This is a genomic window from Streptomyces sp. HUAS 31 (assembly GCF_028198125.1).
GTDB lineage: Bacteria > Actinomycetota > Actinomycetes > Streptomycetales > Streptomycetaceae > Streptomyces > Streptomyces chartreusis.
The window spans coordinates 7,441,068-7,466,150 of sequence record NZ_CP116353.1 but is presented as its reverse complement, the minus strand read 5'-3'; the positions used below and the strand labels follow the sequence as shown (position 1 = coordinate 7,466,150).

The 25,083-nt window shown below is 71.4% G+C and carries 22 protein-coding genes; 12 read left to right on the top strand and 10 right to left on the bottom strand.

Going from position 1 to position 25,083, the window contains the following annotated elements; all coding sequences use genetic code 11:
- Positions 1-16: 16 nt before the first annotated feature.
- Positions 17-1,180, bottom strand: coding sequence for an ROK family transcriptional regulator (locus PGH47_RS33135; protein WP_126901570.1), 1,164 nt, complete (start codon positions 1,178-1,180; stop codon positions 17-19).
- A gap of 173 nt (positions 1,181-1,353) precedes the next feature.
- Between PGH47_RS33135 and PGH47_RS33130 the strand changes: the two genes are divergently transcribed.
- The 6 genes from PGH47_RS33130 to PGH47_RS33105 all read left to right on the top strand — a co-directional run bounded on the left by PGH47_RS33130 (position 1,354) and on the right by PGH47_RS33105 (position 9,046).
- Positions 1,354-3,111, top strand: coding sequence for a peptide ABC transporter substrate-binding protein (locus PGH47_RS33130; protein WP_271666433.1), 1,758 nt, complete (start codon positions 1,354-1,356; stop codon positions 3,109-3,111).
- A gap of 3 nt (positions 3,112-3,114) precedes the next feature.
- The gene (locus tag PGH47_RS33125; protein ID WP_271666432.1) at positions 3,115-4,074 is read left to right on the top strand and encodes an ABC transporter permease; all 960 of its coding nucleotides are present in this window, start codon (positions 3,115-3,117) and stop codon (positions 4,072-4,074) included.
- Positions 4,071-4,979, top strand: coding sequence for an ABC transporter permease (locus PGH47_RS33120; RefSeq protein ID WP_271666431.1), 909 nt, complete (start codon positions 4,071-4,073; stop codon positions 4,977-4,979). Before PGH47_RS33125 ends, PGH47_RS33120 begins: the two co-directional genes overlap by 4 nt.
- Positions 4,976-6,604 carry a dipeptide ABC transporter ATP-binding protein gene (locus PGH47_RS33115; protein WP_271666430.1) on the top strand — a complete coding sequence of 543 codons (1,629 nt, stop codon included), beginning with the start codon at positions 4,976-4,978 and terminating at the stop codon, positions 6,602-6,604. The genes PGH47_RS33120 and PGH47_RS33115 overlap by 4 nt, the downstream gene beginning before the upstream one ends.
- Complete coding sequence (locus PGH47_RS33110; protein ID WP_271666429.1) at positions 6,601-7,548, top strand: ROK family protein; 948 nt, start codon at positions 6,601-6,603, stop codon at positions 7,546-7,548. Before PGH47_RS33115 ends, PGH47_RS33110 begins: the two co-directional genes overlap by 4 nt.
- 118 nt (positions 7,549-7,666) lie before the next feature.
- Positions 7,667-9,046, top strand: coding sequence for a glycoside hydrolase family 43 protein (locus tag PGH47_RS33105; RefSeq protein ID WP_271666428.1), 1,380 nt, complete (start codon positions 7,667-7,669; stop codon positions 9,044-9,046).
- 58 nt (positions 9,047-9,104) lie between these two features.
- On the opposite strand, the gene PGH47_RS33100 is transcribed toward PGH47_RS33105, so the two are convergent.
- The gene (locus PGH47_RS33100; protein WP_271666427.1) at positions 9,105-10,064 is read right to left on the bottom strand and encodes an ABC transporter substrate-binding protein; all 960 of its coding nucleotides are present in this window, start codon (positions 10,062-10,064) and stop codon (positions 9,105-9,107) included.
- Between the two features lie 307 nt (positions 10,065-10,371).
- Here PGH47_RS33100 and PGH47_RS33095 point away from each other — a divergent pair, with 307 nt between their 5' ends.
- From PGH47_RS33095 to PGH47_RS33080, 4 genes are read left to right on the top strand one after another with little or no spacing between them, the layout of a single operon-like run.
- Complete coding sequence (locus PGH47_RS33095; RefSeq protein WP_271666426.1) at positions 10,372-12,855, top strand: sensor histidine kinase; 2,484 nt, start codon at positions 10,372-10,374, stop codon at positions 12,853-12,855.
- Positions 12,852-13,328 (top strand): roadblock/LC7 domain-containing protein, encoded by a 477-nt coding sequence (locus tag PGH47_RS33090; protein ID WP_030961655.1) that lies wholly within the window; start codon positions 12,852-12,854, stop codon positions 13,326-13,328. The genes PGH47_RS33095 and PGH47_RS33090 overlap by 4 nt, the downstream gene beginning before the upstream one ends.
- 19 nt (positions 13,329-13,347) lie before the next feature.
- Positions 13,348-13,773, top strand: coding sequence for a DUF742 domain-containing protein (locus PGH47_RS33085; RefSeq protein ID WP_030961653.1), 426 nt, complete (start codon positions 13,348-13,350; stop codon positions 13,771-13,773).
- 34 nt (positions 13,774-13,807) lie between these two features.
- Positions 13,808-14,335, top strand: a complete 528-nt coding sequence (locus PGH47_RS33080) for a GTP-binding protein (protein WP_271668205.1) — start codon at positions 13,808-13,810, stop codon at positions 14,333-14,335.
- A gap of 207 nt (positions 14,336-14,542) precedes the next feature.
- Here PGH47_RS33080 and PGH47_RS33075 read toward each other — a convergent pair whose 3' ends face one another.
- The 4 genes from PGH47_RS33075 to PGH47_RS33060 all read right to left on the bottom strand — a co-directional run bounded on the left by PGH47_RS33075 (position 14,543) and on the right by PGH47_RS33060 (position 19,896).
- Positions 14,543-15,211 (bottom strand): ABC transporter permease, encoded by a 669-nt coding sequence (locus PGH47_RS33075; RefSeq protein ID WP_271666425.1) that lies wholly within the window; start codon positions 15,209-15,211, stop codon positions 14,543-14,545.
- Entirely contained in the window at positions 15,208-15,921 is a 714-nt protein-coding gene (locus PGH47_RS33070; RefSeq protein WP_271666424.1) for an ABC transporter permease, read from the bottom strand. Before PGH47_RS33070 ends, PGH47_RS33075 begins: the two co-directional genes overlap by 4 nt.
- Positions 15,918-17,096 (bottom strand): ABC transporter ATP-binding protein, encoded by a 1,179-nt coding sequence (locus tag PGH47_RS33065; protein WP_271666423.1) that lies wholly within the window; start codon positions 17,094-17,096, stop codon positions 15,918-15,920. The genes PGH47_RS33070 and PGH47_RS33065 overlap by 4 nt, the downstream gene beginning before the upstream one ends.
- Positions 17,097-17,220: 124 nt before the next feature.
- Complete coding sequence (locus PGH47_RS33060; RefSeq protein ID WP_271666422.1) at positions 17,221-19,896, bottom strand: ATP/GTP-binding protein; 2,676 nt, start codon at positions 19,894-19,896, stop codon at positions 17,221-17,223.
- Positions 19,897-20,114: 218 nt separating this feature from the next.
- Between PGH47_RS33060 and PGH47_RS33055 the strand changes: the two genes are divergently transcribed.
- On the top strand, positions 20,115-20,564 hold the full coding sequence (locus PGH47_RS33055) for a hypothetical protein (protein WP_271666421.1): 450 nt from the start codon (positions 20,115-20,117) through the stop codon (positions 20,562-20,564).
- Here the strand turns inward: PGH47_RS33055 and PGH47_RS33050 are convergent.
- The 4 genes from PGH47_RS33050 to PGH47_RS33035 all read right to left on the bottom strand — a co-directional run bounded on the left by PGH47_RS33050 (position 20,504) and on the right by PGH47_RS33035 (position 24,191).
- Complete coding sequence (locus tag PGH47_RS33050; protein ID WP_271666420.1) at positions 20,504-21,256, bottom strand: zeta toxin family protein; 753 nt, start codon at positions 21,254-21,256, stop codon at positions 20,504-20,506. The genes PGH47_RS33055 and PGH47_RS33050 overlap by 61 nt on opposite strands.
- Positions 21,257-21,766: 510 nt before the next feature.
- Positions 21,767-22,498: a methyltransferase domain-containing protein gene (locus tag PGH47_RS33045; RefSeq protein WP_271666419.1), complete on the bottom strand. Its 732-nt coding sequence runs from the start codon at positions 22,496-22,498 to the stop codon at positions 21,767-21,769.
- A gap of 269 nt (positions 22,499-22,767) precedes the next feature.
- On the bottom strand, positions 22,768-23,379 hold the full coding sequence (locus tag PGH47_RS33040; RefSeq protein ID WP_271666418.1) for a TIGR04282 family arsenosugar biosynthesis glycosyltransferase: 612 nt from the start codon (positions 23,377-23,379) through the stop codon (positions 22,768-22,770).
- Positions 23,376-24,191 carry a glycosyltransferase family 2 protein gene (locus tag PGH47_RS33035; RefSeq protein ID WP_271666417.1) on the bottom strand — a complete coding sequence of 272 codons (816 nt, stop codon included), beginning with the start codon at positions 24,189-24,191 and terminating at the stop codon, positions 23,376-23,378. Before PGH47_RS33035 ends, PGH47_RS33040 begins: the two co-directional genes overlap by 4 nt.
- A 140-nt stretch (positions 24,192-24,331) precedes the next feature.
- On the opposite strand from PGH47_RS33035, the gene PGH47_RS33030 reads away from it, so the two are divergent.
- Positions 24,332-25,081 carry a response regulator transcription factor gene (locus PGH47_RS33030; protein WP_271668204.1) on the top strand — a complete coding sequence of 250 codons (750 nt, stop codon included), beginning with the start codon at positions 24,332-24,334 and terminating at the stop codon, positions 25,079-25,081.
- The last annotated feature ends 2 nt before the right edge of the window (positions 25,082-25,083 follow it).

Genomic DNA, 25,083 nt, shown 5'->3' with positions numbered 1-25,083 from the left:
GGGGGGCGTGCGTGGGTCAGGGGTGGGTGCCGGTCGCCGTGTGCAGGGCGTGGGCGAGGGCCCGCTGGAGCGCGAACTGGCCCGCGCCGACCAGGCCGGCGTCGGCGCCGAGGCCGGCCCGTTCGATGACCAGGTGCTCGGTGACCAGGGGGTGGCAGCCCTCGTACAACTGGCTGCGCACGGCGGCGACGAAGGGCTCCAGCGTGGAGAGGATGCCGCCGAGGTACACCGCGTCCGGGTTGAAGAAGTTGACGTTGGGGGCGAGCACCGTGCCCAGATAGCGGCCGGCCTGCCGGACCGCGCGGGTGGCCTCGGGGTCGGCGTCACCCGCGAGACGTACGACGTCCTCGGTCGACGTCACCTCCAGACCGCGCTCGCGCAGGATGCGCACCAGCGCCGCGCCCGAGGCGACCGTCTCCAAGCACCCGGTGTTGCCGCAGGAGCAGGGGATGTCGTGGGCGGCCTCGACGCGGACGTGGGTGATCTCGCCCGCCGCGCCCGAACCTCCCCGGTAGAGGCGGCCGTCGGCGATGACGCCGGCGCCTATGCCGGTGCCCGCCTTGACCATGATCGCCTGGCGTTGCGCGGCGGGCCGGACACTGTGCTCGCCGACGGCCATGCAGTTGGCGTCGTTCTCGATGGCCACCGGGACTCCGAACCGCTCCTGGAGCCAGTCCCGTACGGGGAAGCGGTTCCAGCCGGGCATACGGGCGGGCAGCGTCACCAGGCCCGCTTCGACGTCGACCGGTCCGGGCAGACAAAGTCCGACGCCTCTGAGGAGTTCCCGGCCGTGCCGGTCGGCGAGGCCCTGGAGGGTCTCGACGAGGCCGGGCAGGGAGGCCTCGGGGCCGTCGGCCGTCGCGAACGGCACCGTGGAGACGTCGGCGAGACCGCCACCGGAGTGCACGATGCCGACGTGGGCGTGCTTGCCGCCGAGTTCGGCCGCCACGGCGTATCCGTCGCCGCCGCCGAGCCGGAGGACCTTGCGCGGCCTGCCGCCGTTCGACGACAGGGTGCCCTCCTCGGTGACCAGGCCGTAGTCCAGCAGCTTGCCCACCGCGAACGACACCGTCGACGGCGCGGCGCCGAGCAGTTCGGACAGTTCCGTGCGCGTGGACGCCTGCCCGGAGGCGAGGAGTTCGAGGATGCGCCGGGTCAACGACCCACTTTTTTCAGTCATGGACGAAGTTACTTCCGTCTTCTGCGGCCGGGACAGCGAGATTAGGCCCACGGAGACCTCTCCCGGCTATTTCCAGAACAGCAGAAACATACTTTTTACAGCGGCACTCCTGTTTCTTCGAACAGTCGGGGCTTTCACTGACTGCACCTCGCTTCTGTCCCCTGAGGAGAGCCATGTCCCCTGCTCGCTCAAGACTCCTCGCCGGTGCCGCGGCCCTGTCCGCCGGAACGCTGCTGCTCGCGGGCTGCTCCGGGAGCAGCGGCGCGTCGTCCGGATCACGCGACTCCATCAACTACGCGCTGCCCGCGAACTTCACGCCGAACTGGATCCTGCCGATCGGTACCGCGGCGCATCTGAACACCAACAACATCTCCATCGCGAACACGCTGTGGGAGCCGCTCATCGCCTACGACGGCTCCACCGGCGAGATCGGTTGGAACAAGGCCGGTTCGGTCGCCACCGCCGCCGACTTCGCACCCGGCAACAAGAGCGTGCGGATCACCCTGGGCGACCGGCACTGGAGCGACGGCAAGCCGATCACCTCCCGTGACGTCCGGTTCTGGTTCGACCTGATCAAGGCGAACAAGAAGGAGTGGGCGGGATACAACCCCGGTCAGGCGCCGGACAACTGGACCTCCTTCGAGGCCGAGGACGACCGCCACTTCACGATCACCTTCGACAAGGCCTACAACCCGCAGTGGATGCTGGCCAACGAGCTGAGCTCCATCACCCCGCTCCCCCGGCACGTCTGGGACAAGGGCGGCGACGCGAAGCAGGTGTGGAAGGACCTCAACGACGCGGCGAAGAACATCGCCGGCTACGAGAAGAACCCGCTGTGGAAGACGATCAGCGGGCCGTACGCGGTCAAGTCGTACTCGACGGCCGGCAAGGTCGTCCTCACCGCCAACAAGAAGTACGACGGCGGCGAGAAGCCATCCGTCCCGACGGTGAACCTGCTCCCCTTCACCACGGCGGAGGCCGAGAAGAACGCCCTGCGCTCCGGCACGGTCGACTACGGCTACATCGAGGCGACCGACCTCGATCAGAAGGACAGCTTCACCGCGCAGGGGTACGAGGTGAAGCCGTGGTCCGGCTGGGCGATCACCTACATGCCGTACAACTTCAACAACCCGGCGATGGGCGCCGTGTTCAAGCAGCTGTACGCCCGTCAGGCCGTCCAGCGTTCCATCGACCAGAAGAGTCTCGCCGAGGTCGTCTTCAACGGCACGGCGGTCGCGGGCTACGGCCCGGTCCCGCAGGGACAGGCGTCCGACTTCGTCTCGCGGGAGCAGAAGGACAACCCGTACCCGTTCTCCACGACGGCCGCCCGGGAGCTGCTGACCGGCCACGGCTGGACCGAGCGCGGCGGGGTCATGACCTGTACGGCACCCGGTACCGGAGCCGACCGGTGCGGTGCGGGAGTCGCCGAGGGCACGAAGTTCGAGATGCGGGTGCTGTCGCAGTCCGGGTCCACGGTCACCGACAACATGATGAGCGCGATCCAGTCCTCGCTGGCGAAGACCGGCATCAAGTTCACGATCAAGACCGCGCCCGTGAACTCCGTGCTGGCGCAGACCCCGCAGTGCGAGGCGGACCAGCCGCTCTGCAAGTGGCAGCTGTCGTTCTTCGGCACGGCGGGCAGCTGGTACTTCCCCGCCTTCCCGACCGGTGACTCGCTGTTCCAGTCCGGCGGCGGCTCGAACTTCGGCAACTACTCCAACCCGGCGGTCGACAAGCTCATCTCCGCCTCCACGACGTCGAGTTCGACCAAGGCCGTGCAGGACTACAGCGCCGCCCTCGCCGAGGACCTGCCGGTGATCTGGCTGCCGGAGCCCGTCTATCAGATCTCGGTCGTCCGCAAGGGCCTCGGCGGCTTCGCCCAGGACTCGCTCGCCAACTTCCACCCGGCGCAGTGGAAGTGGACCGGCTGACGCATGGACACGCTCCTGTATCTCGGCCGCCGACTCCTCCAGGCCCTCGCCGTGATCCTGATCGTCACGATCGTGGTCTTCTGCCTGCTGCACGCGCTGCCCGGCGGACCCGCACGCGGGATCCTCGGCCCGCAGGCCACGGCCCAGCAGATCGCCGCGTTCAACCACGAGCAAGGGCTCGACCGGCCGCTGCCCGTCCAGTACGTCTACTACCTGCGCGAGTTGGCGCAGGGCGACCTCGGGACGTCGTACACGCTCAACGAGGCGGTCTCCCGGCTGATCGAGCAACGGCTGCCGAAGACGCTGGTACTGACCCTGCTGTCCGCGCTGGCGGGGCTGCTGCTGGCCGTTCCGCTCGGGATGTGGCAGGCGGTGCGGCGCAACCGGCCGGCCGACTACGTCATCACCACGCTGAGCTTCGTGGCGTACTCGACGCCGGTGTACTTCCTCGGTCTGATCCTGGTGCTGGTCTTCACGCAGACCCTGCGCTGGTTCCCCTCCCAGGCGCCGCAAGGGGACACCCTGGCGCAGGTGTTCGCGGATCCGGCGGCCCTCGTGCTGCCGGTGGTGACGGGCGCCGCGTCGATGGTGGCCGTGTTCAGCCGGTACATGCGGGCGGCGACGCTGGAGAACCTCTCCGAGGACTATGTGCGGACGGCGCGCGCCGGCGGTGCCGGGCAGTACGCGGTCCTGTTCCGGCATGTGTTCCGGAACTCCCTGACGCCGGTGGTGGCGATGCTCGGGTACTACGTGCCGGTGCTGTTCGGCGGGGCGTTGGTGGTCGAGCAGCTCTTCAACTACCCCGGGATGGGGCTGCTGTTCTGGTCCGCCGCGCAGTCGTCCGACTATCCGGTGCTGCTGGGGTGCGTGCTCGTCATCTCCGTGGCGACGGTGGTGGGGACCTTGCTCGCCGATGTGGTGCAGCGAGTTGTCGATCCTCGGGTGAAGGAGGGGCGGGCATGAGTGGTCGTGTTGAAGCTGCCCGCCGGTGGGGGCTTGTCGCGCCCCGCGGCGGAGCCGCAAATCGAAACAGCCCCGCGCCCCTCAGGGCGCGCTTTGCGCGCAATCGGCTCGCCATCGCCGGGCTGTCGGTCGTTGTGCTCTTTCTGATCTTCTGCTTCATCGGTCCGCTCCTCTACTCGACGGACCAGACGCACACCGACCTCACCCAGGTCAACCTCCCGCCCAGCGGCTCCCATTGGCTCGGTACCGACGCGGTCGGGCACGACCAGCTCGGGCGGCTCATGTACGGCGGGCAGGTCTCGCTGCTCGTCGGGCTGACGGCCGGGGTGCTGGCGACCGTCATCGGGACGCTGTGGGGTGCCGTGGCGGGGTACGCGGGCGGCTGGGTGGACGCGGTGATGATGCGGGTCGTGGACGCCGGGATCGCGATCCCCGCCCTGTTCATCCTGCTGGTGGTCTCCGCGATCACCTCGCCGGGCACGCCCGGGCTGATCGTGATCCTCGGTCTGGTGTCCTGGCTGGTGCCGTCCCGGCTGGTGCGGGCGGAGACGCTCACGCTCAAGAACCGGGACTACGTGCTGACCCTGCGCGCGACCGGCGGCACCCACGGGCGGGCGATCCGCCGGCACATCCTGCCGAACTCGGTGTCGACGATCGTCGTGGCGGCCACCTTCCAGATCGCCGACGCGATCCTGCTCGTCGCGTACGTGTCGTATCTCGGGCTGGGCGTCCAGCCGCCGAAGACCGACTGGGGCGGCATGCTGTCCGCCGGTCTGACGGCGGCCTACTCCGGACGCTGGTGGCTGATCGTTCCGCCGGGCCTCGCCATCATCCTCGTCGTGTGCGCGTTCAACGCGATCGGCGACGGGCTGCGCGACGCCTTCGACGTGAAGGGACGCGGATGAACATCCTGGAGATCGCCGACCTGGGCGTGACCTTCTCCACCGACACGGGTGACGTGCCGGCCGTGCGCGAGGTGTCGCTGCGCGTCCGGCAGGGCGAGACGCTGGCCCTGGTGGGTGAGTCGGGGTCCGGCAAGTCGACGGTGGCGCTCGCGACGATGGGGCTGCTGCCGGGCAACGCGCGGGCCTCGGGGCGGGTGACGGTCGACGGCACCGACGTGGTGGACGCGCCGGAGGCAGCGCTGGCCCGGCTGCGGGGCCGTACCGCCTCCATGGTCTTCCAGGAGCCGGCCGCCGCCCTCGATCCGCTGACCAGGGTCGGCTCCCAGATCGCGGAGGTCGTGCGGAACCACCGCAAGGTCTCGCGGTCCAAGGCCGCCCGAGTGGCGGTCGACCTCCTGCGGCGCGTCGGGATCCCCGAGCCCGAGAGGCGGGCCTCGGCCTTCCCCTTCCAGTTGTCGGGCGGGCAGCGGAAGCGGGTCGTCATCGCCATGGCGATCGCCAACTCACCGGCCCTGCTCGTCGCCGACGAACCGACCACCGCGCTCGACGTGACGGTGCAGGCCGAGATCCTGGATCTGCTGCGCCGGCTGGCGGCCGACTCGGGCACGGGCGTCCTGCTGGTCACGCACAACATGGGCGTGGTCGCCGACTTCGCGGACCGGGTCGCCGTGATGCTGCGCGGCGAGATCGTGGAGACGGGGACCGTGGAGGACGTGCTGCTGCGGCCGCGGCACGAGTACACGCGAAGCCTGCTGTCGGCGGTGCCCCGGCTGCGGCTCAGCGGCACCGACGCGCCCGCGACGCAGGAGCCTCCCGTGGTGCGGCTGAGCGACGTGTCCGTGCGGTTCGGGCGGGTCCGGGCCCTCGACGGTGTCTCCTTCGACGTCCGCCCCGGCGACACCGTCGGGCTCGTGGGCGAGTCCGGGTCGGGCAAGTCGACGGCGGCGAGGGTCGCGCTCGGGCTCGTCGCGCCCGCCGCCGGCTCGGTGTCGCTGTTCGGCACCGACCTCGGGCGTGCCCGGGGCCGGGCGCGCCGTGCCCTGCTGTCCGGCGTCGGTGTGGTGCTCCAGGATCCGGTGGCCTCGCTGGACGCGCGGATGAGTGTGGCGGAGTGCGTCGCCGAGCCGCTCAGGGTGCACCGGCGGGGCATGACGTCCGCCGAGCGGCGGGCCAGGGTCGCCGAGGTGCTGGAACTCGTGCGGCTGCCGGAGGAGTTGGCGAACCGCGGGCCGCGTGAGCTGTCCGGCGGCCAGCGTCAGCGGGTGAGCCTCGCGCGGGCGCTGGTGCTGCGGCCTCGGCTGCTGGTCGCGGACGAGCCGACGAGCGCGCTGGACGTGAGTGTGCAGCGGACCGTGCTTGAGGTGATCGCCGAATTGCAGCGCGAGCTGGGGTTCGCCTGTCTGCTCGTCTCCCACGACCTGGCCGTCGTCCAGGAGTTCGCACGTCGGGTCGTCGTCCTGCGGGACGGCCGGATCGAGGAACAGGGGCCGACCATGGCAACGCTGCTGCACCCGGGGACCGAGTACACGCGCCGGCTCATCGCGGCCGTACCCGTGCCTGATCCGGTGCTGCAACGGCAACGCAGGGAGAGCCGAGCGGCTCTCGGGACGGGGGCCGGCGCGTGACGCGTGCGGTGCTGGCCGGTGTCGACATCGGCGGTACGACGACCCAGGTGGTGCTGTGCGATCCGGCTCTCGGCGTCCTGGACCGCGTCGGCGTGCCCACCCCGGCGGCGGACGGCGGCACGGCGATGGTCGGCGCCGCGCTCGATGCCGTACGGCTGCTGCTCGGCCGTACGCCCGCGCGGCTGCTCGGCGTCGGGGTGGGCGCGGCGGGCGTGGTGGACGCGCGGTCCGGGCGGGTGCTGGTGGCGAGCGACTCGTTCCGGGGCTGGGCGGGGTTCGCGGTGACGGCGGCGGTCGAGGAGGCGCTGGGCGTGCCGGCGTTCCTGGACAACGACGTCAACGCGTTCCTGCGCGGCGAGGCGACGGCCGGTTCGGCGGCGGGCGCTCCGCATGTGCTCGGGATGACTCTGGGCACCGGTGTCGGCGGGGCGCTGTGGCTCGACGGGCGGCTGTACGACGGCCCGCACGGCGCGGCCGGCGAGATCGGGCACGTGCCCGGCTTCGGCGATCTGCCGTGCACCTGCGGCGGGCGCGGACACCTGGAGACCCTGGCCTCCGGCCGGGCGATCGCCGCCCGGTACGCCGACCGCGCCGGCGTCCCGCTCACGGCGAGGGAGGTCGCCGAGGCGGCGGCCTCGGGCGACGGGGACGCGGCCTGCGTGTACGCGGAGGCGGGTGCCGCCGTGGCCCGCGCCCTGCTCGTGACGGCCGGGCTGCTGGACGTCACCACGGTCGTCGTCGGCGGAGGCGTGAGCCGCTCCTGGGCCCTGCTGGAGGACTCGATCCACGCCGCGCTGACCGCCGAGCCGCCCGTCAGCGGCCGTCCGATCGGCGTGCGGCCTGCCGGGCTCGGCGTCGATGCGGTGGCGATCGGGGCGGCGGCACGCGCGCGTGCCGAACTCGGGCCCGTGACGGACCCGGTGGCGGGAATCCGCCAAGCGTGACCGTGCGATTGACGCGACCTCGGCGCTCTCCTACCTTCTGGTCGATTCACCGAACTCCGTTCGATATATCGGCCATTCAGTGACCCGGCCAGAAGGCCCGCACCCCCCTGGAGAGCACATGGCCCACCCGTCCCGCAGAGACGTACTCGGCATGGCAGCGACCGTCCCGCTCGCCGCGACCGGCGCCCTGGCCCTCGGCGCCGGGACCGCGCACGCCGCCGACTCGGCGTACGCGATGGTCTACTTCACCGAGTCCAACACCATGCTGGAGGCGAACTACAACCTCCACCTGGCCGTCAGCACCGACGGCCTGCGGTGGACGCCGCTCAACCAGAACGCGCCCGTCGCCACCCCCACCCTCGGCGCCGGCGGGCTGCGCGACCCCTTCGTGCTGCGCAAGCAGGACGGGACGTTCGTCGTGCTCGCGACCGACCTGAGCGGCACCGACTGGACCCGCACCAGCGTGTACATCCACGTCTGGGACTCCGTCGACCTGCGCACCTTCACCGGCTACCGGCTGGTGAAGCTGCACGACATGACCGGCACGCACAGCTGGGCGCCGGAGGCCTACTGGGACGCCTCACGCGGCCGGTACGGCATCCTCTACTCGTCGGTGAACAGCAGCGGCCACAACGTCATCATGGTCAGCTACACGACCGACTTCCGCACGACGACCGGCCCACAGGTCTTCTTCGACCCCGGCTACGACGTCATCGACGGCAACCTCACCGTCGGCGTGAACGGCGTCAACCACCTCTACTTCAAGCGCGAGGGCACCCTCGTGGGCGCCCGCTCGACGACCCTGGACCCCGGCAGCTTCACCCCGTTCAGCACGGCGGTGAACCACGGCGGCACCGAAGCCCCCACCGTGGTCAAATCCCTGACGGGCAACACCTGGTACCTCTGGGGAGACACGTACACCCCGAACGGCGTCTTCTACGTCTGGCAGACGAGCGACCTGGCCGCCGGCACCTGGACGGCCCTGGACCAGCGGCTCTACACCCAGCCGCTCAACTCCAAGCACTGCGGCATCCACCCGATCACCTCGACCGAGTACAGCAACCTGATCGCCAAGTGGGGTGCCCCGGCCTGGAACCGGCTGAAGTCCTACAACTACCCGGCACGCTACGTCCGGCACAGCGGCTTCGCCGGGCGGATCGACGAGTACCCCTTCGACCCGTTCCCCGACTCGCAGTGGAAGCTGGTGCCGGGGCTCGCCGACTCCTCCGGCGTCTCGTTCCAGTCGGTCAACTACCCCGCCCGCTATCTGCGCCACTACGACTACGCCCTGCGCCTGGACGAGAACGACGGCACGTCGACGTTCGCCGCCGACGCGACCTTCCACCGCACGGCCGGGCTCGCGGACGCCTCCTGGGCGTCGTTCCGCTCGTACAACAACCCGACGCGCTACATCAGGCACTTGAACTACGCCCTGCGCATCGACCCGGTCTCCACGGCCGCCGAGCGCCAGGACGCCACCTTCCAGGTCGGTCACTGAACAGCACAGCGGGGTTGTGACGGGCGTCCCGTCACAACCCCGCGAGAGCTGCCGTACGTCAGCCGAGGCCGGCCGTCTTCAGCCAGGCCTTGGCCACGTCCAGCGGGTCCTTGTTCTCCAGCTGGACCTGGGAGTCCAGGTCCAGGAGGGTCTTGGTGTCGAGCTTGGCGGAGACCGCGTTGAGCGCGTCCACGCCCTCCTTCGACAGACCGCTCTTGTAGACGAGCGGGGTCACGTTCGCGTAGCCGAAGAGGTTCTTCGGGTCCTTCAGGACGACGAAGCCCTCCTTGGTGATGGTCGGGTCGGTCGTGAAGATGTCCGCGGCCTGCACGGTGTTCTTCGTCAGCGCCGCCTGGGTCAGCGGACCGCCCGCGTCCAGCGCCTTGAACGACTTGAACTTCAGGCCGTACTCGGACTCCAGGCCCTTCAGGCCCTGCTGCCGGGTCTGGAACTCCGGCGAGCCGCCGATCACCAGATCCGGGGCGATGTCCTTGAGGTCCTCAAGGCTGGAGTCGGCGGTGAGCTTGTACTTCTTCGCCGTCTCCGCGTTGACGCTGACGGAGTCCTTGTCCTCGGCGGGCGAGGACTCCAGCAGCGTCAGCTTCGCGTCCAGCTTGCCCTTGACCGCCTCGTTCACGGCGCCTGCCGACGCCTGTACGGCCTTCGGGTCGAGGTAGGCCAGCAGCGAGCCGTTGTACTCGGGCAGAACGGTGATGGAACCGTTCTTGAGCAGGCCGTACGTCGTCTCGCGGCTGCCGATGTTGGGCTTGTAGGTGACCTTGATGCCCTTGGCCTTGAGGGCCTCGCCGTAGATGTCGGCGAGCAGGATGGACTCGGCGAAGTTGTTGGAGCCGACGACGACGGTGTCGCCGCTCGCCCCGTCCCCGGCGAGAGGGTCGGACTTGTCGTCGGAGGAGGAACATCCCGCCAGCAGCGCCGCCGTTGCGGCGAGCGCGACCGCGGCCGCGCCGGGATGGTTCCTGAGGGAGGACCTGCTGCGTGAAGCGGTGAAAGTCACGGTTCCCGTTCCGGATTCAGGGGGTTGGGAGAACTCTTCCACTGATCCAATCCAGCCGGTTCTCGGTCAGTCAAGACCGGCCAGGTCACTGATTGGCCTCAAAAAATGGAAGGTAACGGGCAGTTGTGCCGTGATGTGAAGGCGGGACGGTTGGGGTGCAGGGGGCTGTAACGGATTCTTGACGTACAGTTCCGGTCACGGCATTCAAAGGGCGGTACTGTCCCCCGGACAAAGCCGGTTCACTTCGAACAACAGCGGTCACGTGAGACCTCGCGCGCCGTGCGACGCCCACGAAGGAGGCAACTCGGTGTCCACGAACGAGGAGGGCGCATCGCGCCCGCGTCGTATCCGCGACTTCGCCGACCGCTGGCCCTTCAGACGCAAGCTGAACCTGCTCGTCCGGGTGCCGCTGGCCGTGGTCGCCGTGCTGCTCGCCTACCTCATCGCCGAGCAGACGATGCAGTCGCGCGACGCGTCGGACGCCGCCCGGCTGGTGCGGGAGAGCGCCGAGGTCGCAACGCTCGTGGACCGGCTGGCCGCCGAGCACCAGCAGGCGATCCTGCTGTCCGTACGGCACGAGGCCGCCGAGGGCGACGAACCCTCGTCCGCCGCCTACCGCACCGCCCAGAGCATGGTGGACTCCCAGGTCCAGCGGGTGCGCGACACCTTCGGGGACCGGCTGCCCGACACCGAGGCGCAGGCCCTCAAGAGCGTCACGGGACTGAGCAGCCTGCGGGACACCGTCGAGCAGAGCTATCTGCCCGCCAGCAATATCGATCCGGCCTACACGCACGCCGCCAACGGGCTCATCGACGGTCTGGGCCTGGACCGCAATCCCGACCTCGCCACCACGTTCACCGGCAACCTCCTCGACTCGCTGCTGCGCGCGGGCGCGGCCCACAGCGCCTTCGAGACCGGCGTCTTCTCCGCGTCGACCGGTGACTCCAACGCGCTCATCGAGTTCATCGGAGCCATCGGCTCCTACGACGAGTACACGCATCAGGCAGAACGTTTCGCCAGGTTCGCGACCGAGTCTCAGGCCGCGCAGCTCGACGGCATCAAGTACACGGCGGCGCAGAGCATCATCAGCCGCCAGTACACCGACCTCCAGATCGACCCCGGCTCCTTGCAGGGCGATTCGGCCGCCGAGATCCGCGCCTCGCTCGCGACGGCGCTGGACTCCTACGGCGCCTACCGCGACCAGGCGAAGACCCGGCTGGCGATCACCACCTCGCTCATCCACCAGCTCGCCGACCAGGCGGACAGCGCCTCCGACTCGGCCGCCTGGCGCGCGGTGCTGCTGCTCGGTTCGGCCCTGCTCGGCTTCGCCGTCTGGCTGGTCCTCGCGATGCTGGTGCGCCGCTCGGTGGTCCGCCCGGTGCAGGCCCTCACCGGTGCCGCGCGGGAGGTCGCCGACGTCGCCGAGCGCGAGCTGGCCCGGGTGGCCGACGACGACGCCGAGGACGACGGTCCGCCGCGGCTGCGCGAGATGCCGGTGACGGCCCGCGACGAGATCGGCGAACTCGCCGAGGCGTTCAACCAGGTGCAGACCACGGCCGCCGCGCTGCTGGAGCGGCAGGTGCTCAGCCGGCGCAACGTCGCCGAGATGTTCGGCAACGTGGGCCGCCGGGTCAGCAACCTCACCACCCGGCAGCTCGCCCTGATCGACGCGGTGGAACGGGGGGAGACGGATCCCGCGCTGCTGGAGCGGCTGTACTCCATCGACCACATCGCGGTCCGGCTGCGCCGCAACGCCGACAGCCTGATGCTGCTCGCCGGCATCCACGAGGCCGTCCTCGACGCCGGTCCGACCTCGCTCACCAACGTCGTACGTGCCTCGCTCGGCCAGATCGAGGGCTATCAGCGCGTGGAGATGCGTGCGCGGACCGAGGTCAGGGTGGAGCCGGAGGTCATCGGCGACCTGACGCTGATGATGGCCGAACTCCTGGAGAACGCGGTGTCGTTCTCGCCGGAGGGCAGCCCGGTCGAGGTGTCGGTGTCCCTCTCCGGCGACGACGCGGTCGTCGTGGTCGCCGACCACGGTCTGGGCATGAGCCCCGAGCGGCTCGACGAGGAGAACGCGCGCCTGATCCGCCGCGAGCGGCTGGACGTCGTCCCGACGAAGGTCCTCGGTCTGTTCGTGGTCGGTACGCTGGCCCGCCGCTGGGAGATCACGGTCGCCCTGTCGCGCACCCCGGGCGGCGGTGTGACGGCCGAGGTGACGGTGCCGTCCTCGCTGCTGGTGACGGGCAGTACGACGGGGGCGACGGCGACGGCGGCGCTGACTGCGGTCGCGGCGGCCGCGAAGACGCCGGAGGCGGCGGACGACGCCCCTGCCGTGCCGGTGTCTCCTACGACTCCTGCCGCTGCGGCCGCTTCTGCCGTGACGCCCACCGGGCCGGTGCCCTCGCCCGCCGCCGAGGTGGACGGCGTACCGGACGACGACGGCGACTCCGACGGGCCGCGGCGCCTCCCCCGCCGGGTTTCCCCGCGCGAGTCCGCCGCGAACGTGACGCCGGTGGTCGCCGAGGCCCGGCCTCTGCGGCGCCGGGTCCGAGGTGCGACCCTGCGCACGACGGGCGTCGACACCGCCGAGCGTCCGGTGTCGCGGCAGGCCGCGCCGACCGTGGACGCGGACGAGGTGCGGGCCGCGCTCGAGGAGTTCGAGGCGGCCGTCGAGCGGGCGAACCGCGACAGCAACGACAACGGCGGCCATGAGGATCGGGCCGTCCCGAGCACAACCCCCCGCACGCACAACCAGAACGACCTCCCGGAAGGAGCGCAGCAGTGAGCACGTCGACAGGTGGCACCCCGGCGGAAGGCGCCACGCCGGCCGAACTGAAGGCCGCCGCAGCCGACTTCACCTGGCTGCTGAACCGCTTCGCGAAGGAGACGGCCGGCGTCGTGGACGCCATCGCCGTCTCGTCCGACGGACTGCTCATCGCCGTGTCCGAGCTGCGTGAGCAGGCCGACTCCGAGCGGCTCGCCGCGATCGTCTCGGGCATCACGAGCCTGGCCGCCGGAGCCTCCGGCAACTACGGCCTCGGCGGCCTGAACAAGGTCATCATCGACCTGGAGGGCGGCCACGTCCTGGTCTCCGCGATCGGCAGCGGCGCCGTGCTCGGCGTGGTCGCCGACAAGGAGGCCAAGCTGGGCAACATCGCCTACGAGATGACCGTGTTCGCCAACCGCGCCGGTGCCGCTCTCAGCCCGCAGCTCGTGCTGGAGCTGAAGAACAGCGTCGGCGCCGCGTCGGGTCGCTGACCCGGGAACGGACAACGCCATGGCGGACGGCACCCCACCACCGCAGCCCAGCGGTCCGGACCCGGCCGGCTTCGCCTCCGCCGTGCGGCCGTTCCTGCTCACCGCCGGCCGGGTGGCGGACGGCGGCGACGGTCCGTCGCTGCCCGTCGAGACCCAGGTGGTGGCCACCGCCGAGGGGCTCGACGCGCTCGACCGGCTCTCCTTCGAACAGCACGACATCGTCGCCGTGTGCCGGATGCCGCAGTCCCTCGCGGAGATCGCGGCCCGGCTGCGGCTGCACCTGAACGTGGTGCGCGTCCTCGCCGAGGACCTGCGCGCGGCGGGGCAGCTGACGGTGCACGTACCCGACTCCGGCGTCGTCCACGACGCATCCGTCCTGCGCAGGGTCATCGACGGCCTGCGCGCCATCCCCGACGCACGAGGGGTTCTGAGTGACAGCGACTGAACCGGCGACCGTACGACCGCCGTTGCCGGTCAAGATGGTGATCTCGGGCGGCTTCGGCGTGGGCAAGACCACCGCCGTGGGCGCGATCTCCGAGATCGAGCCGCTGACCACCGAGGCCGCCATCACGGAGGTCGCGGCGGGCGTGGACGACCTCACGCACACCCCGCTGAAGACCACGACCACCGTCGCCATGGACTTCGGCTGCCTCACCATCGACCCGACGCTGAAGCTGTATCTGTTCGGCACGCCCGGCCAGGAGCGGTTCGGGTTCATGTGGGACGACATCGTCGAGGGCGCGGTCGGCGGGCTGGTCATCGTCGACACCCGGCGCCTGGACGACTGCTACGCCGCCGTCGACTACTTCGAGCACCGGGGCATCCCCTTCGCGGTGGCCGCCAACGCCTTCGACGGCAAGGTCGAGCACACCATGGAGGAGATCCGCTGGGCCCTCGACGTCACGGACGGGGTCCCGGTCGTGGTCTTCGACGCCCGGGAACGCGGCTCGGTACGGGACGCTCTGCTGGTCGTACTGGAACTGGCACTGGCCCGCACGGGGGCCTGACGGCGGTGCCCCGAAAGGGGCGCGGGGAACTGCGCGACCAGCCACGACGGCGCCGCAGTGGACCGAGAACGTGTCGTCGCACTGCCGGCGGCCGAGCCGTGTGCCGCGATGTGCCGTCGAGCGTCCGCGGCAGCGTCGTGGCCGGTCGCGCAGTTCCCCGCGCCCCTCAGGGGGTTGTCGAACCGCCCGCTGCTCCGCGAGGGTCTCTCACGCCCGCCTGCGTACCCCCGGCGACACCGCGAAGCGGCCCGCTGCCCAGAAGACGCCCAGGGTCACCAGGGCCAGGCCCGCGACGAGGGTGGCGCCGCCCACCACCTTCTCGTAGTTGCGCTGGTAGAGGCCGTCGACGATGTAGCGGCCGAGGCCGCCCAGGGCGACGTACGCGGCGATGGTGGCCGTCGAGACGATCTGGATGGCCGCGGAGCGCAGGCCGCTGAGGATCAGTGGGAGCGCGGCCGGGACCTCGACCTGGAAGAGGACCCCCAACTCGCCCATGCCCATGCCCCGGGCGGCGTCCACCGGCGACGGGTCGACGGAGCGCATCGCCTCGTAGGTGGTGACCAGGATCGGCGGGACGGCGAGGATGACCAGCGGGGTCATCACGTTGACCATGCCGAAGCCCACCAGCAGCGTCATCAGCACCAGCAGGCCGAAGGTGGGCAGGGCCCGCCCGGCGACGGCGATGAAGGCGAGGGCGTTGCCGCCGCGTCCGTAGTGCCCGGTGACCAGGCCGACCGGCAGCGCGATCAGGGCGGCGATGCCGAGCGCCTGGAGGGTGTACTGGATGTGCTCGCCCACGCGCGTGGGGATGCTGTCGTAGCCCTGCCAGTGGGCGCTGTCGTTGAAGAAGTCACTGATGAAGTGGAACAGGTTCACCGGGCTGCGTCCTCCAGGGCTGCGGCGGCCGGTTCGGGCCGGTCGGCCTTCGTTTTCGGACGCGAGCGGCGCGGCATCCACGGCGTCAGCAGTACGCGTACGGCGACCAGCAGCGCGTCGGCGAGGATCGCCAGGACGGCCATGCTGAGCACGGCGTTCAGCGCGAGTTCGGGCCGGTTGTAGATGTTCGCGTCGTTGATCATGTTGCCGAGCGCGCCCTGGTTGCCGATGAGGGCGCCGACGCTGACGAGGCTGATGCTGGAGACGGTCGCCACGCGCAGCCCGGCGATGATCGCCGGCACCGCGATGGGCAACTGCACCTGGACGTAGCGGCGTACGGGGCCGAAGCCCATGGCCGTGGCGGCGGCGAGGGTCTCCTGGGGGACCGAGCGGACGCCGTCGACGATCGCCGGGACCAGGACGACGAGACTGTAGACGGTGAGCGGGATCATCACCGTGAGCTCGGTCTGGCCGGTGTAGTCGATGAGCAGGACGAAGAAGGCCAGGGAGGGGATGGCGTACAGCACGGTCGTGACCCACAGCACCGGCGGGTACAGCCAGCGGAACCGCACGCAGAGCTGCGCCAGCGGCAGCGAGATCAATAGTCCGGCAAGGACCGGCAGCAGGGCCTCGCGCAGATGCAGTCCGACCAGTCCGAGCCAGCTGTGCTGGAGGTCGCTGGGGATGTCGAAGAAGCGGTCCCAGTTCATCCGGCGACCTTCACGTCCGTACGGCCCTCGCCCCGTCCGTCGGAGTCGCCGCCGGTGGCGTCACGTGCCCCGCCCTCGGCATGGGCGCCCCGGATGGCCTCGGCGATGGTCTGCTGGGAGACGACCCCGGTGGCCCGGCCGTCGGCGTCCACCGCGACGGCCCAGCCGGTGGGCGAGAGCACGGCGCAGTCCAGTGCGGCGCGCAGCGAGTCGGTGGCCGGGACGAACGGCCGTCCGTAGGGCAGGAGTTGCTCTGCCTTGATGGATCCGGCGGTCAGGTCCCCCGGCTCGCTCCAGCCGAGCGGCGTGCCGTCGGTGTCCGTGACGAGGAGGTAGGGGGCCTCGGTCGTGTCGTGCGCGGCGATCCGCTCGGCCGTGGCGTCGACGGCGACGACGGGCCCGGTGAGCAGGTCGAGGCCGGCGGCGGGGAAGAAGGACAGCCGCCGGATGCCGCGGTCGGCGCCGAGGAAGTCCTCGACGAACGCGTCGGCGGGGTGGGAGAGCAGTTCGGCGGGCGGCGCGAACTGGGCGAGTTTGCCGCCGGTGCGCATCACGGCGACCATCGTGCCGAGCTTGACGGCCTCGTCGATGTCGTGGGTGACGAAGACGATGGTCTTGCCGAGCTCCTCCTGGATGCGCAGGAGTTCGTCCTGGAGTCCCTTGCGCACCACGGGGTCCACTGCCGAGAACGGCTCGTCCATGAGCAGCACCGGCGGATCGGCCGCGAGGGCCCGTGCAACGCCGACGCGCTGCTGCTGGCCGCCGGAGAGCTGGTACGGGTACCGCTTGGCGAGCGCGCCGTCGAGACCGACCCGCTCCATCAGCTCGCGGGCCCGGGAGCGGGCCTTCTCCTTGCCCCAGCCGAGCATGCGGGGCACGGTGGCGATGTTGTCGAGGATCGTGCGGTGCTGGAAGAGACCGGCGTTCTGGATGACGTATCCCATGGACCGGCGCAGGGTGTTGACCGGCTGCTGCTGAATGTCCACGCCGTCGAGGAGGATCGTGCCCTCGCTGGGCTCGACCATCCGGTTGATCATCCGCAGCGTGGTCGTCTTGCCGCAGCCCGAGGGCCCGACGAGAACGGTGATCGAGCGGTCGGGTATCTCCAGCGAGAGCCGGTCGACCGCCACCGTGCCGTCCGGGTAGCGCTTGGTGACTGAATCTATCCGTATCAAAACGCCGAATATCCTTCGGAATTGGCGGAGACTGACCGTTCCGTTCCGGCCATTCACACAGGCCGTCGCTGGTCGAGTCTAGACCGCTTGTGTTGCAGAAATTCGAACGGCTGCACCGGCCCTGTCAGATGCCGCGCAGGTGGCCGCGGCGGACGGTGACCAGCGCGCGCCAGCGGGCACGGGTGGTCTCCTCCCCGTCGATCCAGCGGGCCCGGGACGGCCGGCCGTCGGGCAGGGGCCGGCCGGCCATGAAGCACACCAGGTCCGGGTAGTAGGCGTAGTCGCCCGCGACCAGGTCGCGCAGCCGCCCGAGAGAGGCGGTGAGCCGGTCCCGGTCGTCCAGGACGGCGTGGTGGAAGCCCAGGGCGAGTTCGAGGGTCAGCCGGGCCGCCGTGATCCCGGAGACCTCGGCCTCGGCGCGCAGCACACGCACCCGGTCCTCCAGCCCGGCGACCGCCGCGCCCGCGTCGCGCACGAGGGCGGCGATACGGGTGGTGAGGCGGGTGGCCCGCAGGTCGAGGCCGGTGAGCAACTGCTGGGCGAGGACGAGTTCGTCCTCGGCGACGGCGGGGTCGGCGAAGGCCAGCGTGAAGGCCCGCTGGGCCTGGGCGGTGGCGCGTTCCCCGGCGACCGCGTGCTGCTCGGCCTCCTCGCGCGCCGCCTCGTAGGAGCGCGCGGCGCGTGCCATGTCGCCCTGTACCCACCACACGTCGCCGAGGATCCGGTGATGGCGTCCGGCCCAGCCGAGGGTGCCGGCGGTGCGCAGGGCGGTGGGGAAGTCACCGGAGAGCCGTGCCAGGTGGGCGAGTCCGCGCCGGGCCGCGGGTGCCAGCCGTCCGCCGCCGTCGGCGACGAGGCACATGCCGTGCCGGGAGTCGTCCGAGCGGCCGAGGTCCCGCTCGGCCTTGGCCCGGTAGTAGACGGCCATGTCCCGCAGCTCCGGCGGCAGCAGTCCGGACTCGACGACCGCGGTGAGCCGGGCGACCGTGGACTCGCGGTGCTCGTGCTGGCGGCGGCCGAGCGCGCCGAGGGTCTCCACCAGGGCGTCGGCCGCCGTGCGCGGCGCGGTCCCGTGCGCCGGGCCCGGCGGGGCGAGCGGCTCCCACACGGAGTCGCCGACATAGCTCCAGGCCGCTTCGGCGAGCCAGCCCAGGTCGAGTCCGAAGTCCCGGGCCAGGCGCAGCCCTTGGCGCAGACAGTTGACGAGCAGGTCGCGGTCCCCGTCGTCGGCGGCCGCCCGGCGCTCGCCGATCGCGTCGAAGGCGCGGGCCGCCGCGCGCGCCCAGTCCCCGGCGGACCAGCGGTCGTCCGCCCGGTCGTCGGCCGTGCGGATGGTGGAGCGGATCACCGCGTGCAGGTGGTACGGCCACACGGCGTGCGGATCGGTGCGGACGAACGGGCGCTCGACGAGGCGCAGTGCAGCGGCTTCGTACGTCATCCCGGCGGCCGTGGCGGCGAGGGGCACGTCGAAGTTGTCGAGCAGGGAAACCGAGCGCAGCACATGGCGCTCGTCGGGTGTGAGATCGCTGAGGGTGCGACTGATCAGGGCCGGGAAGTCGACGTCGAAGTCGGCGGGGCCGGGCTCGCGCCCGGTGCGCCGGATCGCCAGGAAACGCTGGACGGCGAGGTCGAGGTGGAGCGGGAGGCCGTGCGAGCGTGCGGTGACGACCGCGCGGACGTCGGGTGCGATGACGGGGGTGCCGTCGCGCGTGAGCCGGCGGGCCAGGTAGTCGTCGCAGTCCTCGGCGGAGAAGTCGCCGATGAGGATCTGCCGGCGCGGGGCCGGCCCCGCCGAGGCGGCGTCCGCCGCGGGCCCGCTGGGCACGGCCAGGCCGGGCCAGGCCGTGGGCCCGGTCCAGTCGAGCTGGCCGTGCAGGGCGTCCTCGGCCCATTGGAGCCGGCTGCGTCCGGTGACGACGAAGAACGCGTTGGGCATGAGCCATACGACGCGCTGGAGAAGTCGTTCCAGGTCGCGGTGGACGCGGTCACCGACGTCCTCGAAGGTGTCCAGCAGGATCACCGGCAGGACCGCCCGGCCGGCGGGCAGCCGCGCGAGCTCCCAGGCGAGCAGGTGGGTGTAGTAGGAGAGGGCGTCCAGGTCGGGCTCGGCCTCCAGCAGGTCGGCCAGTCGGGAGCAGCCCGCGAGCGCCCGTACGGAGGCGCGGTGGTCCCGCAGTGCGCGGACGACGCTGCTGGTGACCTGCCCGACGACCGCGCCGACCGTGCCCGGCAGCAGCACCGCCTGGGCGATGTCGGCCAGCGCCGACTGCATCTGCTGCGGCACTGCCTTCCCGAAGCGCCGGCCGAGCCCGCCGCGGCGCAGGAACTCCTCCAGCGACTCGCCTGGGTGGACGTGGTCCCAGTAGCGGCGCAGCGCCAGGTCGAAGGCGGGCAGCGGGCGGCCGAGCTCGGCGAGGGCGAGCCTGACGGTGAGGACCACGCGCTCGAAGTCGGTGCCCGCCGAACGGGCGAGGTCGATCCGCACCGGCAGGACGCGCCCGCTCACCCGGACGGGTTCGCCCCACTGGGTGGGCCGGTGCTCGCCGTGGGCGAGGGCGGCCTCCACCTTCCGGGACAGGGTCGACTTCCCTATGCCGCCGACGCCGTGGAACACGAGAACGTTGTCACGCGGCGCCTCCAGGTCCTCCACGTCGAAGCCCGGTGCGGCCACTGTCCGCACATGCTCGGCGAGGGCGTCGGTGACGGCCTCCCACTGCTCCTGACGGTTGGTGAAGTGCTCCTCGACCTGGATTCCCCGATCATTCGAACCGAACAGCGCACGAAGATCCCGTCCGCCCACCGACACTCCCCCCGGGTATACCCGGATTTTATGTGCGGGCAACCGAGCACCCCATAGCGGAATCAGCCATTCCACAAGAACTCTGCGTGTTCGTCACGACGTACGAGTGTCACTGACGAGTCAAGGGTCCTAAGCTGTGGGCCACGGAACGGGGGAAGGACACACGCCTCTCCGCGCTCCGCTCTCGCCCCATAGGACACGGAGAGAAATAGGTGTGGTTGACCAGGGCCCTGGGAATTCTTACGCCCGACAAAGGCCAGGCCGCTGAAGCCGTCGAGGTGCCCGTCGTGCCCGAGCCGGAAATCCCGCAGCGCCCGCCCGCGCCACCGCCGGAATCCCCCCGCACCGAGGCGGCCGGGTATGCCGCGGCGCTGGAATGCGTACGTCTGGTCATCGCCTGGTACAACAGGGCCATTTATCTCGAGGAACGTTCACCGTCACCGGACCGTGAACGCCTGGACGGCCTCATCTCCGAACGCCGCGCATGTGTCACCGACCGGAAATACCTCGCCGATGCCGAGGCTTCCGAAGTGGCGCGCATGTCACTGGTTTACAGCCGGAGGTTACGGCGTCTGCTGGAGGAATGCCCGGCGGAGTGGGGCGCCTCTCAGTTGACCGAGGGCATCAACGGTCCGGCGAGTTCCTCGATGCGCTCCCATTCCTTCTGATACATCGGCAGGTCCCGGTACAGCCGCTTCTGATTGGCGCGAAAGGCCGCGGCCTCCGCGTTCGTATAACCGCGCCACCACTCCTCGCGCAGCGCCTCGACCGCGCCGGACGGCAGCAGGCCGGCGGTGTCGCGCTCGCTGTGGTGCAGGACGGTGCCGTCCCGGCGCACCACCTTCAGGGAGTCGACCGCCGACTGGGCCTCCACCGCCTCGACGACCCGGGCGAGGGCCCGGAAGCAGGCGTGGTGTCCGGTGGCGGAGGTGAACCGGGCGGAGGGACTGTTCTCCCGGTACGCCTGCGCGTACCGCAGGCCGATGCCCTGCCAGCTGTCCGCCTCGCGGACCGCAAGGACGACGAGTTCGACACGGTAGCCCTCGCCACGAAAGGCGCTGACGTCGTCGAGGAACTCCTGGGGCGGCCCGGGGCTGATCTCGACGACGAGGTCCCCGCCCTGACGGCGGACCATGCCCTCCACGCGCCGCTGCCAGGCCTTGTAGACGGGGCGGATCCGCTCTCCCGCGGTGCGGGGGTTCGCCGCCAGGAGCATCAGATAGGCGGGGTGCTCGACCTTGAATTCGTCCCCGCAGATACGCGTCGCCTTCTCGCGCCCCCGCACCAGATGCCGGTTCTCGGACTTGCCGGCACCGGGCTGCGCCATGACGTGCACGACGACGGGGTTCGCCTGCGGCACGATCGCGTGCTCGTAGTCGGGCCGGATACGGTCCTCGAAAATCGACTCCAGGTCAGCACGCGACAGTTCGACGAAAAAGCCCGAACAGGTACCGCACGGACATCTCCTCTCACGCGGAGAGGAACCAACCCGACGAACGATGTACAAGGGGGGTCCTCGCTCTGTGAAGCTCCATCAGCACGGAAGCGGCGGTGGGGCATCGGAAATCCGCGGGGCGTGATTCCCACGGATCGCCACAACCTCGGCAGCATCAGGAATCATCTTCGCTCCCACCCCGTCCCTACCGCAACGGCCCTACAGCATTCCGAGCGGTATCGCTCTCGCACACGACGGTGAAAGACCGTCCACCATGCGTACAGCGGGTGTACCAGCAGCCTCATCTGACACACCGCCAGCGCAATTACGTTACTGCAAATTTGCGCCAACACTGAATCGGTCGGGTTTCAGAAGGCCGGCGGCGCCCTGCCGCATCCTGCTCAACTCCCTTTGCCGGGAGCCCTCTTGCGGCGATTACCGGCTCGACGGCGCCGAGGCCGGCGGGCCGCTGCGCAGGGCGGCGAAGGAACGGCCCTCCGCCGTCCACCGGGCGACGGCGTGCCAGCCGGCGCGCTCCGCGTACCGCAGCAGGGCGGGCGTGCCGAGGCGGGCCCACGGGAAGGCGGTTCCGGTGGCTCCGCGGGCGTCGGTGACATGGACCCGGACGCGTTCGTCGAGGTCGAGGTCCGGCACGGTCTCGGCGATCAACAGGCCGCCGGGGGCGAGGAGTCGGCCGGTCCGGGCGAGCAGGGCCGCGGGATCGCCGCCGATGCCGATGTTGCCGTCGATGAGCAGGGCGGTGCCCCAGCGGCCCTCGCCGGGCAGGGGGTCGAAGACGGAGCGCCGCAACGCCGGTGCGCCGAGCCGCAGCGTGCGGGCCACGGCGGCCTCGCTGACGTCGATGCCGAGCACGCGCCGACCCTGCCCGCTCAGCGCCGCGACCAGTCGGCCGGGTCCGCATCCGACGTCGAGCACCGCACCCTCACAGCGCCGCAGTACCTCCAGATCGGCCGCGTCGGCCTCCGCACACCACCGCTCCACGTCCAACGGCAACAGCCAGCCGTCGGTACGGCGCAGAAAGAGGGGGCCGCGCCCACTGCCGAGGGCGAGGGAGTAGGGGTCGGCGGACCAGGCGCCGTCGGCGGTCGGGCCGGCGACCACGGACTCGGTGACGGTCCCCCCGCCGACGGCGGCACGACCGGGCATCGTCGGCTCCGTGACTGTCCCCCCGCCGACGGCCGCAGAACCGGGGACCGTCGACTCCGTGACCGTCCCCCCGCCGACGGCCGCAGGACCGGGCATCGTCGACTCCGTAACCGTCCCCCCGCTGGCGGCGGCAGGGCCGGGGACCCAAGGTTCGGTGACGTTGCTCGCGCTGATGGCGGCCGGACCAGGGACCACCGGCTCGGTGGCGGTTGCCGGGACCGGGACCGTGCGGCGGGATATCCATGTCGCCGTCAGGCGGCGCAGGGGCGTCATCGGTGGGTGGCCGGGGTGAGGCGGGCGAGTGCTGCGGCGAAGCGGCTGGTCGGGGCCGTTCTGGCGACCAGGTCGGCGTCGTACGCCGTGTCGACGTCCCGCAGTCGCGGCAGGTCGCGTACCCGCAGGTCCCCGAGGCGGGCGCGCTGGGCGGCGCCCGTGTGCGGGGTCGACATCGGGACGCCGCGCAGGCGGGACGGGTCGGGCTGGGCGAGTCCGAGTGCCCAGAAGCCGCCGTCGTCGGCCGCGCCGAAGTACGCGTCGCAGCCGGACCAGTCCACCGTCAGCAGCTCCGGCGTCACCTGCGGGGTGTCCATGCCGATGAGCAGCGCCGGGCCGTCGCAGCCCGCGAAGGCGGCGGCCAGCCGTTCGTCGAGGCCACCCCGGCACTGCGGTACGACCTCGAAGCCGTCCGGCAGCCAGGGACCCGGCGTCCCCTCCAGCACCAGCACCCGCCGTCGCGCGGGCGCGTGCGCGACGGCGTCCAGCGTGTCCGCGAGGGACGCCTCGGCGAGCGCGGCGGCCTCCTCGGGGGTGAAGGGCGGCGTCAGCCTGGTCTTCACCCGGCCCGGCCGGGGCTCCTTGGCGATGACGAGGAGCGTGGTCACGAGCCGGTTCCCTTCCGTGCGGGGGTGTCGGTCCCGGCGTCGAGGAGACCGGGACGGTCGGCACCCTCGGGCGCCACCGCCACCGCCCCCGCAGGCGACTCCCCCGCACCCCCGCCCTCCGCCAGCACCCGGCTCATGTCCCGTACCGCCTGCCAGGTCCCCCGCCAGGTGCCGGTCACCTTCGAGGCGCCGGTGCGTGGGCGGTACGGGACGTCGTGCTCGGCGATGCGCCAGCCCGCGTCGGCGGCGCGGACGACCATCTGGAGCGGGTAGCCGCTGCGCCGGTCCGTCAGGGCGAGGGCGAGGAGGGGCTCGCGGCGGGCGGCACGCAGCGGGCCCAGGTCGTGCAGGCGCAAGCCGGTGCGGCGGTGGAGCAGGCGGGTGACGGCGAGGTTCCCGGCCCGGGCCCGCAACGGCCAGACACCGCGGGACTCGGGGCGGCGTCGGCCGAGGACCAGGTCCGACTCGCCCGCCGCGATCCGCCGTACGAAGGGCACCAGGTCGCCCGGGTCGAGTGTGGCGTCGCAGTCGCAGAAGCAGACGATGTCGGCCGTGGCGGCGGTCAGCCCCGCATGGCAGGCGGCACCGAACCCGCGCCGCTCCTCCCGGACCACGGTCGCTCCGAGGGCACTCGCGACCTCGGCCGAGCCGTCCGTGGAGCCGTTGTCCACGACCAGCGCCCGCCACCCGGGCGGGATGCGCTCCAGGACCCAGGGCAGCGCCTCGGCCTCGTCGAGACAGGGGAGCACTACGTCGACGGACGCGGCGCTGGGCGGGTTCGGTCCTGCGGATGGGATCGTCACGGCTTTCACCCTACGAGCACGAAACAGACATTTCGGTCTGCGGGTCCTTACGAAACAAGGACGTCGGGCGCCCCCGGCCGCATTCACGCGCGCGGGGTGCCAGGCTTGGCGGCATGGAGCAGCAACAGCCGTACTCGCGGGCCGGGGCAATGAAAGGGGCAGTGGAAGGTGCCGGGGCAGGCGCCCGTGTCCTGGTCGTCGACGACGATCCCACCGTCGCCGAGATCGTCACCGGGTACCTCGACCGCGCCGGCTACGTCGTGGACCGCGCCGGCGACGGGCCCGACGCCCTCGCCCGGGCCGCCGCGCACTGGCCGGACCTCGTCGTCCTGGACCTGATGCTGCCCGGCATGGACGGCCTGGAGGTGTGCCGCCGGATCCGTGCCCGCGGCCCCGTGCCGGTCATCATGCTCACCGCGCGCGGCGACGAGGACGACCGCATCCTCGGCCTGGAGGTCGGCGCCGACGACTACGTCACCAAGCCCTTCAGCCCCCGCGAACTCGTGCTGCGCGTCCAGTCGGTGCTGCGCCGCACGGGCCCCGTCCAGACATCGGGCACGCTCAGCGCGGCCGGGCTCTCGGTGGACCCGGCGGCCCGCCGCGCCACCAAGGACGGCACCGAACTCGCCCTCACCACACGCGAGTTCGACCTCCTCGCGTTCTTCCTGCGGCACCCCGGCCGGGTCTACGGCCGGGAGGACCTGATGCGTGAGGTGTGGGGCTGGGACTTCGGCGACCTGTCGACCGTCACGGTCCACGTACGGCGGCTGCGCGGCAAGGTCGAGGACGACCCGGCCGCGCCGCGGCTCATCCAGACCGTGTGGGGCGTGGGCTACCGCTTCGACGCGAGCGGCACCACCGGCACCCCTCCCGGTACCGCACCCGACGAGGTGGCCTGACG